The following is a 14,981-nucleotide window of genomic DNA, read 5'->3' on the forward strand; positions in this document are numbered from 1 at the left end:
AAGTCGATAGCATGGTCATGAAAGACACCTCACATAATAATAAGAATATGGCCAGAGCAATCATCGCTGATGACCACCCGCTGTTTCGGGCGGCAATGAAGCAGGCTTTAAGCGAGAGCCTGGAAAGTGACATCATTGAAGTTTCTAGCTTTGAGCAGTTAGAACAGTTGTTAGAACAACAACCCCAAGTCGAAATCGTGTTTTTAGACCTCTCTATGCCCGGCAATAAAGGGTTAACAGGGCTTACTGTACTGAGAAGTCAGTACCCCGATATCCTCGTTGTTATTGTTTCCGCAAATGAAGACACCAACGTTATTCGTCAAGCAATGGCGCTCGGGGCGAGTGGTTACATACCAAAATCCGTGCCTTTACCACAATGGCAAGTAGCGGTATCAACGGTTTTAGCCGGATACAATTGGCTGCCGGAAAGCATGAGTAACATTGACTTGTCGGCCAGTGAAGACATGACTGAGTTTGCTAACAAGCTTGAGCAGTTAACACCACAGCAGTTTAAAGTATTGCAATGCATCGCTGACGGCTTGCTTAACAAACAGATAGCCTATGAGCTTGGTGTGCAAGAAACCACTATCAAGCAGCATGCATCCGCTATTTTACGCAAGTTGGGCTGTGTTAACCGAACTCAGGCAGGCATTCTATTCCGGGAGATGTTAGATACCCCGGACGCGACGAATGAGGCGTTTTAAAGCGCCTGTTTTTAAAGGTTTAGGGATAAAGTAAGCATTAACTTCCAGTGCCTCTTCCCGCAGTGATTCATTAGGGTCAGCAGAATTGATGATGGCTGGAGTTTGGGTATTCCAACGGGCTCGAAGTTGCTTAACAACATTGATGCCTGTCAGTCCGTCATCCAGGTGATAGTCTGCCAAAATTAAGTCACATTCGATTGAGTGTTGTATGTCATCCATGCCGCTAGCTGACTCAACATTAGCGCCCCAGTCCTCCATCAGCTGTGAGGTTGCTTCTAACACTTGTTTATCGTTATCAATCACCAAAACGGTCATGCCATAAAGCGGCTTTGAATTCTCTACGGCCTCCTGGGGTTTAACGGTTATCGGGCTTGATGCCCATTTTATCACCGGTAAAGAGAGTTTGAATGCAGTCCCCTGCTCAGGTGCTGAGCGCATATCGAGCTTAATCGTCAGCAGCTCACACATACGTTTAACAATAGATAGCCCCAGACCCAGCCCTGGGTTATCGCCAGTTGACGGAAGCTGGTGAAACTCCTTAAAAATTTCCGATTGTTTGTGTTCGGGAATGCCGGGGCCAGTGTCAATAACCCAAATATCGATTGACGCCTGATGACGCCTGATTCCTATGACGATGCGACCCGACTCGGTGTATCTCACTGCGTTCGATAATAGGTTCTGCAGTATACGCGTTAACAGTTTGCGGTCGCTGCGTATAACAGCCGAGGTTGGGTGATACGTAAATTGAAGGGTTTTCTCTTCAGCGACAAATCGATAGCGCTCGGCTAACGGTTTTATAATTGAGTTTAGGTCGACTTCTTGGTAATCGGGTTGCAAATTTCCGGAATCGAGTTTGGTCATATCGAGCAGCATAGTAAGTAATTCTTCTGCATGTTCGAGAGAGCGTTGGATATTCTCCGCTAAAGGTTGCTGCTCTTGCGGTACGCGCGATTGCAACATTTCACAAAACAAGCTGGCGGCATTAAAAGGCTGCATCAGATCATGGCTTACTGCCGCAAAAAATCGTGATTTGCTTTTATGAGCTTCCTCTTCAGCAAGCTTGGCCTTCAATAGCTGCTTCGTTCGGTCATCAACGCGCTCCTCAAGCTCTTGGTTGATTCGCTGGAGTTGCTTTTGTGCGTCGATACGTTCGGTAATATCGCTGTACGTAGTGACGAAGCCGCCCCCCGGCATGGGGTTGCCCTGTAATTCAATGGTCAACTTACCTTGCTGGCGCTGATACCGGTATGCGCTACCAGCTTGCAAATAATCAAGCCGCTTTTCAATCTCCTCGTCGGCACTGGCGCCGTCGGAGCAGCTGAGCATGCCTCGTTGGGCATTAAATCGTAAAAGCTCTTCAACCGGCATTCCAGCTTTAACCAGCCCATCTGGATAATCAAAAATTTCCAGATACCGACGGTTCCAGGCGACCAATCGAAGTTCCTGGTCTACAACACTTATTCCCTGAGGAATGTTTTCAACGGAGGACTGCAGCAATTCGCGATTAAATTGGTACAGCTTTGATGCTTCCGTTGCCCACTCCACCATGCTCGATACCGGAGCGTCATTCTGTTTTGACACCGTGTCCAGCAACAGTCTGCTGGCGGACGTGCCGATAATGGCTGAAAGCTCTCGTTCTATACGAATAAGTGCTGGCGCAGGAACCACGGCATTGCTATTAATTGTTTGAGCATCGACGTTTAGCCGCGTATGAATTGCTTGTAATTGTTGTTCGTTATAAAAGCGAGTTAACAGTGAGTGTACGGTTCCCCAACTAATGACCGGTTGGTTAATGTATTCACTTTTATCACTTGCTGGATAATGGTTCCCCATGCTTCCTTTGGAGAGCAATGAAAAAACGGTAAAACACAATAGATTGAGACTGAGACTGAGTAGTACGCCATTGGCAATCTCGATATCGGTCAGTCCCGAGTCTCTTCCTATCGATGGAATAAGCAGTAGTGCCAACCACACGCAGGTGCCGACGAAGAGTCCGCTGAAAACACCAGCTTGAGAAGCGCGCTTCCATAAAACCGTCGCTAGTATGCCAGGAGCTAGCTGTGCTAGCAGGGCGAGAGATAAAAGCCCGGAGTTAACCAGCGGCATTGAGTCAATGGTGACCTGATAATAGAGGTAGGCCATCAACATGACAATGACAATGGTGACTCTGCGTATTCTCAAAATTCGTTTAGGGGTGAAGCTAAATTGCCGTAACCGGCTTTTCGTTAAACGCAGCCAAATAGGCATTACGACGTCATTAGAAATCATAATGCTGAGCGCTAATAAGGCGATAATCACCATGCTGGTAGCCGCAGATAAGCCGCCAATAAAAGCGACCAAAGTAATGTCCGGGCGGTCGCTTATCAGTGGAACACTCAGTAAAAATGTGTCATTTGCCGCTTGCTCTGGCGCCAAATGGAGTGCGCCAAGCGCAATGGGTAAAATGAAGAAGTTAATACCGAATAAGTACAACGGAAATGCCCAGCGGGCTACTTTTAATTCATCGGGGTGCGTGTTTTCCACGTAACTAACATGAAACTGCCGTGGTAGACAGAACATGGATAATGCCCCCAATAATATATGAACACTAAATACGTAGGCGCCGCCTTTTTCTCCGGTCAATACGTCACGAGTAAGCGGATTTTCGAAGCTGCTTTTTAGAAGGTCACTCAGCCCGTCAAAAACACTGTAACTAACGAACAGGCCAACGATAACAAAAGCAACGAGTTTGACGATGGATTCGAAGGCAATCGCATCCATTAGTCCAGAATGTTGCTCTGCGAGGCTAAGTCTGCGGGTTCCGAATAAAAAACCGAACCCAACCATGAACAAAGCAACCAGAAACGATAGATCGGAAAGCCAAAGCGGACTGTTGTCGAAGCCTGTGACTGCTGCAAAACTGGATGTCACCGCTCGTAGTTGTAAGGATATATAAGGCACAACAGCGACAAATGCTGTTAGCGCAACCGCTGCCGCTAAAATAGGCGACTTACTGTAACGAGTGCCTATTAAGTCAGCGATAGAGGTGATGTTTTTCTGCTTACAATAATTCAGAAGTTTAAGCTGAATGCCGTGCAACAGTAAAAAGACGATAATGGCGCCAACGTAGGTTGGGGCAAACGCCCATCCATAATAAGCCGATTGAGTTACTGTGCCAAAGAATGCCCATGAGGTGCAGTGAACCCCTTGAGCCAGTGAGTAACGGTAAGGTTTTACGGTGTTCGACGACGACTTATCGCCTCTGTATGCAATAAAAAACAGAACAGCGAGGTACGTAATAGCTGCAAATACCGTTAGCTCAATGCTTAGCATGTCTAGTAGTGATCCTGATGGTCACGAAATACCGTGAGTGACCATTGATATTTAATCGCCCCCAAGCGCATGACTAATGTTGCTGACATACCTGCTGCAAGTGCGATAAGCGGTTGGAATGGCACTAATAAAACGTAAACCGTCGCGCCAACCAGACAAGTGGTTGCGTAAAGTTCACCTTTGAGGACCATAGGTACGTCGCGCGCAAGTACATCGCGAAGCATGCCGCCAAAACACGCCGATATCGTGCCCATAATGACGGCAATGAACGGTGAGAACCCAGCCGTCAGTGTTTTTTCCGCGCCCATAGCGGCGAAAAAGGCGAGACCGAAAGCATCGGCTATTTGCAGCGTTGTCATGGGTATGTAGGCTTTGAACCTCAACCAGACAATCGTCAATAGCGCCGCCGTTAAAATGGTGTACAGATAGACCTCATCATGCGTCCAGAAAACCGGCAAGCCGAGTATAAGGTCGCGGATGGTGCCGCCGCCAATAGCGGTTGCGGAGGCAAGAACGATGACGCCAAAACCGTCCATCTTCTTACGAAACGCTAATAATGTGCCAGCTATCGCAAAAACAGCGACACCAGCCTGATCTGTCCAGTAGAATATATGTTCCATGTGCGGTATAAAAGATCAAAATGTTAAGGCTTAGTTTGTCATTAACTTTTGATGATGCCCAGTACAAATTATGCCGCCTCATAACAGTACAGCTAAGGATTAGCGCCAATGAGTGTTACCCAGTGCACTACAAAGCATGCAGTTGATGAACTGGTAGAATCATATCAGCGAGTGCCTATGCTCATTATAGCGACGCACCCGAACCGCGACCGTATTGGCGAACGAGCAGCATTGCTCGACTTGCACTTGTCCGGAACCGACTATTTAAGTCGCGTAAAACCCGAGTTCGCCAAAAATGGTAATGCGGGGCGAGCGTTGCTTGACGAATATGTGAGTCGCTCCCCCATTATTTTTGAATCCACAGATAATGGCGGCATTAAATTGCGAGCACACAGTACAAAGACAGTGCTGACTATAGCCGGACGACGTCCCCAGGACGAGTACTTGATAAGTGAGGACGAGCTCGACAATGGCGTGGTGCTAGGGCTTAATCACCGAATTGTATTGTTGCTTAAAAGTCTTCCATTAAAAGATACAACGGTCGATGATAACCATACACTCATGGGGCTAAGCGCAGACATCCAGGCAATACGTCAGCGGATTTCGCACCTAGCCACCCTGTCTGTTCCTGTGATTATTCGAGGCGCGATTGGCGTTGGTAAGCAACAAGCGGCGCATGCTATTCATAAAGAGCAGTTTGGTGATGATAAGCCCTTTATCTCCGTAAACTTAGCCGCAATTCACGATGCGGTCGCTGAGGTTGAATTATTTGGGGTCGTCCGAAACGGCAAACATCAGGCGGGTTATTTTGAACAAGCCGCCGGAGGAACCATTGTACTGGAGGATATTGAGGATGCTTCCGATAATATCCACAAGTTGCTGAACAGAGCTTTGCAGAGCCAAAGTGTCATGCCGAAAGATGGTGCACATGCACTACCTATTGAGTGTCGCATTATTATAACGAGTCACCAGGAGAGCAGCGCGGTCGATGAATCGTCGATGGTTTCAATGCTGTTTGAAAAATTGGCTCCTTATCAGCTGTTTATGCCACCTTTAGTGCAGCGCAGAGAAGATATTGGCCTACTCTTTAACGCGTTTGTGCGTGAACAATGGTGCAAACTCTATCCGGAAACAACAGACCAATTTGTCATACCGGGTGAATTGATGAAGCAACTTATGACTTTCACCTGGCCGGGCAATGTGCGTCAGCTTAGAAATGTCGCAAGGCAAGTGGTTATAGACAGTCGAAATCAAGAACAAATGTATTTAGACCCTCAGTTATTATCTTTATTGAAGCCGTCGTCCTCTAAAGTGGGCCCGGCTGAGTCAGAGTCTAAACAACGTCGACCCAACAGCGTGAGTCGGGGGAATTAACCGGAGCACTTGAGAGCTGCCGCTTTGAACTTCAAGCCGTTGCTAAAAGGCTGAACATATCCCGGGCGTCTGTTTATCAGCTAATCCAGCGTTTTGATGGTCTTCATACGGCGCAAGATCTCAGTGAGTCGGATATTAAAGATTGTTACGCGAAACATCGGGGCGATACCGAAGCAATGATGTGGGAATTACGGGTCTCGCAGATAGGCTTGAGACGCCGTTTAAAAAGCTTAGGTTATGACATTTGATTCTACTGAGAGTGGAAGAACTTTCTGTTAAGATACATTGTCTGTAAATTGCGAATTGTATTTTGGTTCCTGTGTCCCCATATCTTCGGGGAAGCAACTAAAACGAATAATAATTTAACATTAATTTGAGGGAAACTTATGGACTTTTTTATTAGCCCGGCATATGCCCAGGAAGCTGGTGGACAAAGCGGTGGCGGTATGGAACTTATTTTCATGCTGGTCATGTTCGCGTTGATTTTCTATTTCATGATTTACCGCCCACAAGCGAAACGCGTGAAAAAACATAAAGAACTGATGGGCTCTTTAAGTAAAGGTGATGAAGTACTGACTCAAGGCGGGTTAGTTGGAAAAATCACTAAAGTAAGCGATGAAAAAGATTTTCTTGTTATCGCATTAACTGACGAGTTAGAAGTGACCATTCAAAAAGGTGCTGTGACTTCTGTTCTTCCTAAAGGAACCATGAAATCACTGTAAAGTGATAAAGAAATAAGCAGGGGCACGACGTGTTAAACAAATACCCGTTGTGGAAAAACTTGCTGGTTACCTTTGTTGTATTAGTGGCAGCGCTTTATGCGCTGCCAAATATTTATGGCGAAGACCCAGCGGTGCAAATTTCCGCAGACAGAAACGCAACGATTGATGCAAGCACGATGGATCGTGTGCGCAATGCGCTTGACAGTGTTGATATAGAGCCGAAAAGCGTATCATTAGAGAATGAACAACTGTTGGTTCGTTTGAATTCAGACAACGAGCAGTTAAAGGCCAGAGAAACTATTCTCGATAGCCTGGGCGACAATTACATTGTCGCGCTTAACCTGGCACCAGCAACGCCGGAGTGGCTTAAAAGTTTAGGTGCACAACCTATGAAGCTGGGGCTGGATCTGCGAGGTGGTGTTCATTTCTTGATGGAAATCGATATGGGCGAAGCAATGTCCAAAATTATCGATGGCATGAAAGACACCGTTAGAGCCGAGTTGCGCGAAGAACGAATTCGATACAGTGCTGTCCGTGTGGACGGTACGGCGGTCGAGATCGAACTGCGAAATGACGAAGCGTTTCAAGAGGCTGCGCAATACTTAGATAACCGTTATCAGGGTTATGTGTTGGCCGAAAATGAAGAGACTCGCACTTTGCGCTTGGAAATGACCGAGCAGAAAATTGCGGAGACACGCGACTACGCGGTTGATCAGAACATCACTATCATGCGCAACCGTGTGAATGAATTGGGTGTTGCGGAGCCGGTCATTCAGCGTCAGGGCTCTAACCGTATTGTGGTTGAATTACCCGGCGTACAAGATACTGCTCGCGCTAAGGAAATTCTGGGCGCAACAGCGACGTTGGAATTCCGTATGGTCGACAGCGAAAATGATGTCCGTGACGCCATGAACGGCCGAGTCCCGTTTGGCAGTGAACTCTTACCTATGCGCGATGGCCCTCAGCAGCTGCTGAAAGAAGACGTTATTTTAACTGGGGACCACATCGTTAACGCAGGGGTTGGCTACGACGAATATAACCGTCCACAGGTCAATATTACCCTGGACGGTGTTGGTGGTAACAAAATGTCGTTGGCAACCAAAGATAATGTCGGTAAACCAATGGCAACCGTCTTTATCGAATACGAAGCGACGGATGAACGTGATGAAGAAGGTAACTTACAATTCACCAAAAGTGCTGAAGTTATCAACGTTGCAACGATACAGTCGCGTCTGGGCAGTAATTTCCGCATTACCGGCGTAGGGGCGCAAGAAGCACAAAACCTCGCGCTGTTATTGCGCGCCGGTGCATTGATTGCGCCGATTCAAATTGTTGAAGAGCGCACGGTTGGTCCAAGCCTCGGCCAGCAAAATATCGATTCAGGTACACAGGCTATTTTCTGGGGCTTCGTTTTAGTTCTGGCGTTTATGGTTGTGTACTACAAGAAGTTTGGTCTAGTCGCTAATGCGGCGTTGGCAACCAACTTAATTTTAATTATTGGTGTCATGTCGATGATACCAGGGGCGACACTGACCTTGCCGGGTATGGCGGGTATTGTCTTAACCGTTGGTATGGCGGTCGATGCAAACGTACTTATTTTTGAGCGTATACGCGAAGAAATAAAAGCGAAGCGGAGTCCGCAACAAGCTATTCACCATGGTTATGACAGCGCGTTATCGACCATTGCCGACGCCAACGTCACCACATTAATTGCCGCACTTATTTTGTTTGCTATTGGTAATGGGCCAATTAAAGGCTTCGCTATTACTCTGGCAATCGGCATTATTACATCCATGTTCACCGCTATTGTCGGTACGCGTGCCATTGTTAACTCCGTTTGGGGTGGCAAGCGCTTATCGAAGCTGTCGATATAAGGGAGGTACAGGAATATGATGAATTCAGAAGAACGACTTCCCTTTATGCGCTTCCGGGGTATTGCCGGAATCATCAGTGCATTATTGGTTATTGCGTCTATCGTGTCATTGTCGGTAAACAAGCTGAACTTTGGTCTCGATTTTACCGGTGGTACTTTGTTGGAAGTTGGCTTTCAGGAGCCGGCTGATCTGAACCGAGTACGCAGTTCTTTAGAAAGTGAGGGTTTTGGAGACGCCGTTGTTCAAAACTACGGGACTCAGGAGGATATTTTGATTCGCCTTGAGCCTCGTACCGATGTTAAAGCCGAAGAACTTGGCTCAAATATTCTTGAGACATTGCGTGCAGAGTTCGACAAAACAGTTGAAATGCGCCGTATTGAATTCGTTGGCCCTAATGTGGGTGACGAGTTTATTGAGCAGGGCGGTTTAGCCATGCTGACAGCGCTAATCTGTATTTTGCTGTACATTGCGATGCGCTTTGAATGGCGTTTAGCGGTCGGTGCAGTCGCTGCATTGGCACATGACGTGACTCTAACACTCGGTTTATTTTCTTTCTTGCAATTAGAGTTCGACTTAACGGTACTGGCAGCGCTTCTCGCGGTTATTGGTTACTCCATTAACGATACCGTTGTGGTGTGTGACCGAATTCGGGAAACGTTCCGTAAATACGCTAAGTTGACACCGTTGCAAACGGTTAACCGGGCGTTGACGGATACATTAAGCCGTACTTTAGTCACGTCAATTACTACTATTCTGGTGTTATTGACCTTGTTCTTCTTAGGCGGCCCGTTAATTCACGGTTTCGCAACGGCACTGTTATTTGGTGTGGTTATTGGTACTTACTCGTCGATTTATATTGCGAGTACCGTCGCGTTAGCCTTTGGTGTAAGCCGAGAAGACTTAATGCCGCCGGAAGTTGAAAAAGAAGGTGCAGACCAGGACCCTCTTCAATAAGAGGGTCCTGAGTTATCATTACAGGAGATAAGAGCATGCTAGCCGTTGTTTCACCTGCTAAAAATCTAGACTATGAAAGTGACTTACCGAAGTTAGACGTCACCCAGCCAAGAATGCTGGACCAGGCAGAGGCCTTGGTTAAAGTCTGTCGCAAACTCAGTCCGCAAGATTTAGGGTCGCTCATGAAAATTAGCGACAAGCTAGCGGGCTTAAATGCGGCGCGATTTGAAGAGTGGCAACGGCCGTTCACAGACGATAATGCTCGTCCTGCAATGTATGCGTTTAACGGCGATGTATATGCTGGATTAGATGCCGAAACGTTAGACGCTTCTGCCGTGACAAACGCTCAGCAGCACCTGCGTATCTTGTCAGGTTTGTATGGTGTTTTAAGACCTCTTGATTTAATGCAGCCTTACCGACTAGAAATGGGTACCAAGTTGCAAACCGAGAACGGCAAAAACCTTTACGAATTCTGGGGTGAGTCAATAACTGAACAGTTAAATCAGGACTTGGAAGCTATCGGCAGCTCAATGTTAGTTAACTTGGCGTCGAATGAGTATTTCTCTGCGGTAAAACCGAAAGCCCTTAATGCCGACATTATAACGCCGGTGTTTAAAGACGAAAAAAATGGCCAATATAAAGTCATTAGTTTTTACGCTAAAAAGGCAAGAGGCATGATGGCGCGCTTTATTGTGAACCAAACGCCACAATCTGTGTCTGATCTTAAAGAGTTTGACGCGGCCGGATACAGCTACAACGGTGACCTGTCAAAAGGTAATGAGCTGGTATTCTGTCGGGCAGAGCAAAAATAAAGGAGCCCTGAATGAGTGACGACAAAGTAGAAAATTCTCCGGCAACGGAAGACGCTAGCCGGAAAACAACTTGGGCCGTTGTTATTGTCATTGCGGTTGCTGTCATAGCTGCTGTTGTTTGGTGGTGGTTACCGGCAGAAAAGCCGCAACAACAAGAAAAAGTGAAGGTAGAACAATCGACCTCAACTGAGGTGGAAGCCGAGCCTTATCAGCCTGAAGAGCCCGAAGAAGAATCGGAGCCTTTACCTGAGCCGGTAGAGCCAGAGCCTGAACCGGCTAAACAACCCGAAGAAGCCCCCGAGCCTGAGCAAATAGCACTGCCTGAACTGAACAACAGTACGCCTACGGTTTTACAGGAACTGGACTCGAGCGATATTAACATTCGTCCGCTGAAAAGTTCTCAGCTTATCCGTGACGCTGTTGTATTAGCGGACAATATTAGTAATGGCAGCATCGTCCGAGATCGCACTATTGTTCAGCGTCCTGATGGCCGTTTTAGTGTGATAAAAGTGGATGGTGAGCTGTACATTGACGAAAGTTCTTACCGTCGTTATGACGCGTTGGTCGACTGGTTTATCAGCCTCGACGCGTACGCGTTGGCTGACAACTATGAGCTGTTTAAACCCTTAGTCCAGGAAGCCTATGCGGAAATTGGCTACCCAGATTCAGACTTTGATAATACCTTAATGGAAGCGATTGATGTGCTGTTGTCAACACCGGTACCTGAAGGTTTGGTGGAGGTCAAAGCCGACAGTGTGATGTACACCTACGCCGATGACGCCTATGAAGCGTTACCGGCCGCCCAGAAGCAACTGCTGCGCATGGGGCCAGACAACATTGAGCGTATTAAACAGAAATTAAGAGAAATACAGAAGGCATTGCAGTAATTTATGGAAAATAACGATCAGCTTCCTGAGTTTGTGAAAGGCGAATTTCCGGTGAGAGACAACCGTTTCTTACGCTGGGTTGGCCGTGTTGGAATGCGTCTCATGGGAGGCTGGAAAATTAACGGCAGTATGCCAGCGGTAAAGAAAGCCATTCTGCCCGTTGCGCCGCATACGTCAAACTGGGATTTTCCGGTCGGCGCGTTTGTTATGTTGGCGATGGGTCTAAAGCTGAATTACTTAGGTAAGAACAGCTTGTTCCGGTTTCCTATCAAAACGCTGATGACCAAGTTAGGCGGTATTCCGGTTGATAGAAGTGCTGCGAACGGTGTGGTTGGCAGTATGGTTGAGCAGTTTCGCAGTAAGGATGAGCTCATTTTGGTCATTACTCCAGAAGGCACGCGCAAAAAGGTGACCGAATGGAAGAAAGGTTTTTTGCACATGGCGAAGCAGGCAAAAGTGCCGGTCATACCGGTCGCTTTCGATTTTGCCCGTAAAGCCATCGATATCGGCCCGGCACTCATGATCACCGACGAAATCGAAAAAGAATTGCTTCGTGTGAAGTCATTTTTTGCGCATGCGCAGGGCAAACGGAGTGAAGCATCGTGCTGAGAAGTTTGGCCGCTGTCATTATGTGTTTTCTTGTACTGGTCGCAATGCCGGCTAAGGCGGGCGACTTTTGGCAGCAGCAATGGACGGTTCCCGGCCAAGCTGAAAGTAATAATTTAATTATTCGCCCTATACGGGAGTCTGATAAAGCGCGCTTTTTTCACTCTTACATGACGTCACAACAATGGTTATATAAGAAACTCGGCTGGGCTTGGCCTTCTGAGAAGAGTACGCTGGAACAAAACAGTACAATGGTGGACTACCACCTGGAACAAGCCGAACAAAAGACCGCGTTCACTTATGTGGTACTGGATAAATCCGACAATTCTATTATTGGTGCGGTTTATATGGTGCCTGTGGCGTCGGAACGTCAGGAAAACAGTGGTATTTCAAAAAGCGCCTATAACGCAGAAGTCAGCTGGTGGTTGTTAGAAAGTGCTGTCGATAATAACCTCCATAACGATCTCTTCGCTTTACTAACGCGTTGGCTTGGGGAAAGCTGGCCGTGGCGGCAGGTTATGTTTCCTGTCTCTGAAAATAACGCAACAGCTCTGCAACTGTTAGAAAGCAGTAAAGCACGCTACATTGGCAGAAACCTCGATACACGGGAAAAGTATTTCTCTTACGCAATTTCACGCAAATAATTCCTCTTTGTGCTATGATCGCGCGCAATTTGCGATTTAGTACTAAAGACAGGTCAATTAAGGAAAACTTATGCAGGTAATTGAAGGCGGTATTAATGCGGCTGGCAAAAAATTTGCCATTATCGTATCTCGCTTCAACCATTTCGTTGTTGAAAGTTTACTGGACGGTGCGGTTCAAACATTGAAGCACTATGGCGAAGTAGCAGACGACGACATCACTGTGGTACGTGTTCCTGGTGCTTACGAAATTCCGGTTACTGCAAAGCGTTTAGCCCAATCTGGGAAGTACGATGCAATTATTGCTGTCGGTGCAGTCATTCGTGGTGGCACGCCTCACTTTGAATTTGTTGCCGGTGAATGCAATAGCGGGCTAGGTCGTGTTGCAACCGAATTTGGGCTGCCTGTCGCTTTTGGCGTTATTACCACAGATTCACTGGAGCAAGCGATTGAACGAAGCGGTTCTAAAGCAGGTAATAAAGGCTCTGAAGCTGCATTAAGCGCACTCGAAATGGTTAACGTACTGGATAAGATCTGAAGATGAAACCTGCAGCAAGAAGAAAAGCACGAAAATTAGCGGTACAGGCTATTTACTCCTGGCAGTTATCGCAAAACAGCTTCAGCGATATTGAAGCACAGTTTTTGACGGACACCGACACCAATAAAGTGGATGTTGACTACTTTTTAGAGCTGGTACGTGGCGTTGGCGGTCAGTACCGTTCGCTTGATGAGTCTCTGAAGCCCTTTTTGGCGCGTCCAATAAACGAGCTTGATCCTATTGAGTTGGCGGTTCTGCGTATAGCGGCTTACGAGCTAAGTGAGCGCATGGATGTTCCTTACAAAGTGGCTATTAACGAAGCTATTGAGCTTGCTAAGTCATTTGGGGCTGATGAGAGCCACCGTTTTGTCAATGGTGTATTAGACAAGGCAGTCGATACGTTGAGACCCGCACGAAAATAGTTATGCCTCAAGACGAGTTTTCTCTCATTAACGACTATTTCGCAAATCGCTCCGCTTGTCGGAGCGATGTTGCAATTGGCATTGGTGACGATGGCGCAGTGGTGAAACCTTTGCCCGAGCATGATCTTGTTGTCGTAACTGATACGTTAGTTGAGGGCGTGCATTTTGATAAAACCACACCACCAAGAGCCATTGGACACAAAGCGGTCGCCGTTAACTTAAGCGATTTAGCCGCTATGGGCGCCCAGCCCAGCTGGATAAGCCTTGCACTCACTTGCCCTAATACTGACAACGACTGGCTAGCAGAATTCAGCAGTGGACTTGACGAAATTTGTCGTTATTACGATTGTCAGCTTATTGGCGGAGACACCACAAAAGGCCCGCTAACGGTCACCGTAACAGCCCATGGCCAGCTGCCAACCGGAACCGCCATAAGCCGAAGCGGTGCCAAACCCGGAGATTGGGTTTATGTGAGTGGCTCATTAGGTGATGCAGGGTTAGGCTTAAAAGTAACACAGAATAAAGTCAGCACGACCGGCCGACACTTACAGCATGTCATCGAGCGGCTACACTACCCGACGCCAAGGGTTGCAATGGGGCAAGTATTGCGAGGGGTAGCAACGTCGTGCATTGATGTGTCGGATGGTTTGGTTGCAGACTTAGGGCACCTGCTAAAACAGGCTCAGGTGTCTGCGCAAATAGAGTTAGAAAAGTTGCCACTGTCACTAGCGCTGACGGAAACGCTGGAAGCCAATGAGGCACTAGCGATGGCGCTAACCGCCGGTGATGACTATGAACTTTGTTTTACCTTGCCGGAAGAACACCGCGGTCGTATGGAAACGCTAACGTCACACTTAAAGACCAAACCAGTCTGTATCGGCAGAATCGTCAAAGGTGCTGAAGCGCAAATTGACATGCACTATGAAGGCGAACCGTGGGAGCTTCCCGAGGGCTATAAGAGCTTTAACCACTTTGCCACAGACGAACGGGTCAGAAAAGGCGAGTAAGTTATGCCGAAACTAAACTGGTTTAATCCAATACACTGGCTCTCTCTGGGGTTTGGCACTGGGTTAGCCCCAAAAGCACCCGGCACCTTCGGCACCTTAGTCGGCATCCCCTTTGTTTATCTGACTACCCAGCTCACATGGCAATGGCAAATTGGCGTCTTATTAATGGCTACCATTATTGGTGTTTTTCTATGCCAGTATACAGCCAAAGCCATGGGTGAACATGACCATCCTTCCATTGTATGGGATGAAATAGTCGGCTACGGCTTTGCCATGTTCGCTTTACCCTTCGAAGCCGTTTGGCTCATCGCCGCTTTCATTCTATTCCGCCTATTCGACATCTGGAAACCCGGCCCTATCGGCTGGTCCGACAAAAAACTCACTGGCGGCACCGGCATCATGATGGACGACGTCATAGCCGGCATCCTAACCACCGCCATCTTGCATGTAGCGGCATACCTCTTTTAAGGCCCGAAGGGACAGATAACCCTCTTATTTCGCTTGAGCA

At 47.5% G+C, this 14,981-nt stretch carries 15 protein-coding genes and 1 pseudogene; 14 read left to right on the forward strand and 2 right to left on the reverse strand.

The window, feature by feature from the left end; translation table 11 throughout:
• The first annotated feature begins 47 nt into the window (after window positions 1-47).
• Window positions 48-704 carry a response regulator gene (locus tag CEW91_RS02390; RefSeq protein WP_088769335.1) on the forward strand — a complete coding sequence of 219 codons (657 nt, stop codon included), beginning with the start codon at window positions 48-50 and terminating at the stop codon, window positions 702-704.
• Here the strand turns inward: CEW91_RS02390 and CEW91_RS02395 are convergent.
• On the reverse strand, window positions 669-4,016 hold the full coding sequence (locus CEW91_RS02395) for a PAS domain-containing hybrid sensor histidine kinase/response regulator (RefSeq protein ID WP_088767506.1): 3,348 nt from the start codon (window positions 4,014-4,016) through the stop codon (window positions 669-671). The two genes, CEW91_RS02390 and CEW91_RS02395, sit on opposite strands and share 36 nt — an antisense overlap.
• A gap of 2 nt (window positions 4,017-4,018) precedes the next feature.
• Window positions 4,019-4,636 (reverse strand): trimeric intracellular cation channel family protein, encoded by a 618-nt coding sequence (locus CEW91_RS02400; RefSeq protein ID WP_088767507.1) that lies wholly within the window; start codon window positions 4,634-4,636, stop codon window positions 4,019-4,021.
• 108 nt (window positions 4,637-4,744) lie between these two features.
• On the opposite strand from CEW91_RS02400, the gene CEW91_RS02405 reads away from it, so the two are divergent.
• The 13 genes and pseudogenes from CEW91_RS02405 to CEW91_RS02460 all read left to right on the forward strand — a co-directional run bounded on the left by CEW91_RS02405 (window position 4,745) and on the right by CEW91_RS02460 (window position 14,941).
• Window positions 4,745-6,010: a sigma-54-dependent transcriptional regulator gene (locus CEW91_RS02405; protein ID WP_232507010.1), complete on the forward strand. Its 1,266-nt coding sequence runs from the start codon at window positions 4,745-4,747 to the stop codon at window positions 6,008-6,010.
• A 35-nt stretch (window positions 6,011-6,045) separates the two neighbouring features.
• A pseudogene (locus CEW91_RS12395) lies at window positions 6,046-6,258 on the forward strand (sigma-54-dependent Fis family transcriptional regulator); the annotation flags it as partial.
• A 138-nt stretch (window positions 6,259-6,396) separates the two neighbouring features.
• Complete coding sequence (yajC, locus tag CEW91_RS02410) at window positions 6,397-6,732, forward strand: preprotein translocase subunit YajC (protein WP_088767508.1); 336 nt, start codon at window positions 6,397-6,399, stop codon at window positions 6,730-6,732.
• Between the two features lie 29 nt (window positions 6,733-6,761).
• A complete protein-coding gene (gene secD / locus CEW91_RS02415) occupies window positions 6,762-8,606 on the forward strand; it encodes a protein translocase subunit SecD (RefSeq protein ID WP_088767509.1) in 1,845 nt (614 codons plus the stop codon).
• Between the two features lie 15 nt (window positions 8,607-8,621).
• Window positions 8,622-9,560 (forward strand): protein translocase subunit SecF, encoded by a 939-nt coding sequence (gene secF, locus CEW91_RS02420; protein ID WP_088767510.1) that lies wholly within the window; start codon window positions 8,622-8,624, stop codon window positions 9,558-9,560.
• A 35-nt stretch (window positions 9,561-9,595) separates the two neighbouring features.
• The gene (yaaA, locus tag CEW91_RS02425) at window positions 9,596-10,372 is read left to right on the forward strand and encodes a peroxide stress protein YaaA (protein WP_088767511.1); all 777 of its coding nucleotides are present in this window, start codon (window positions 9,596-9,598) and stop codon (window positions 10,370-10,372) included.
• 11 nt (window positions 10,373-10,383) lie between these two features.
• Window positions 10,384-11,259, forward strand: a complete 876-nt coding sequence (locus tag CEW91_RS02430) for a DUF3014 domain-containing protein (RefSeq protein WP_088767512.1) — start codon at window positions 10,384-10,386, stop codon at window positions 11,257-11,259.
• Between the two features lie 3 nt (window positions 11,260-11,262).
• Window positions 11,263-11,868 carry a lysophospholipid acyltransferase family protein gene (locus CEW91_RS02435; RefSeq protein ID WP_088767513.1) on the forward strand — a complete coding sequence of 202 codons (606 nt, stop codon included), beginning with the start codon at window positions 11,263-11,265 and terminating at the stop codon, window positions 11,866-11,868.
• Entirely contained in the window at window positions 11,862-12,509 is a 648-nt protein-coding gene (locus tag CEW91_RS02440) for a GNAT family N-acetyltransferase (protein WP_232507011.1), read from the forward strand. The genes CEW91_RS02435 and CEW91_RS02440 overlap by 7 nt, the downstream gene beginning before the upstream one ends.
• A gap of 70 nt (window positions 12,510-12,579) precedes the next feature.
• Window positions 12,580-13,044 carry a 6,7-dimethyl-8-ribityllumazine synthase gene (gene ribH, locus CEW91_RS02445; protein ID WP_053953707.1) on the forward strand — a complete coding sequence of 155 codons (465 nt, stop codon included), beginning with the start codon at window positions 12,580-12,582 and terminating at the stop codon, window positions 13,042-13,044.
• 2 nt (window positions 13,045-13,046) lie between these two features.
• The gene (gene nusB, locus CEW91_RS02450) at window positions 13,047-13,466 is read left to right on the forward strand and encodes a transcription antitermination factor NusB (protein WP_088767514.1); all 420 of its coding nucleotides are present in this window, start codon (window positions 13,047-13,049) and stop codon (window positions 13,464-13,466) included.
• A gap of 2 nt (window positions 13,467-13,468) precedes the next feature.
• On the forward strand, window positions 13,469-14,473 hold the full coding sequence (thiL, locus tag CEW91_RS02455; protein ID WP_088767515.1) for a thiamine-phosphate kinase: 1,005 nt from the start codon (window positions 13,469-13,471) through the stop codon (window positions 14,471-14,473).
• Window positions 14,474-14,476: 3 nt separating this feature from the next.
• The gene (locus CEW91_RS02460; protein ID WP_088767516.1) at window positions 14,477-14,941 is read left to right on the forward strand and encodes a phosphatidylglycerophosphatase A family protein; all 465 of its coding nucleotides are present in this window, start codon (window positions 14,477-14,479) and stop codon (window positions 14,939-14,941) included.
• Window positions 14,942-14,981: the final 40 nt, after the last annotated feature.

The organism is Idiomarina piscisalsi (genome assembly GCF_002211765.1).
Lineage (GTDB): Bacteria > Pseudomonadota > Gammaproteobacteria > Enterobacterales > Alteromonadaceae > Idiomarina > Idiomarina piscisalsi_A.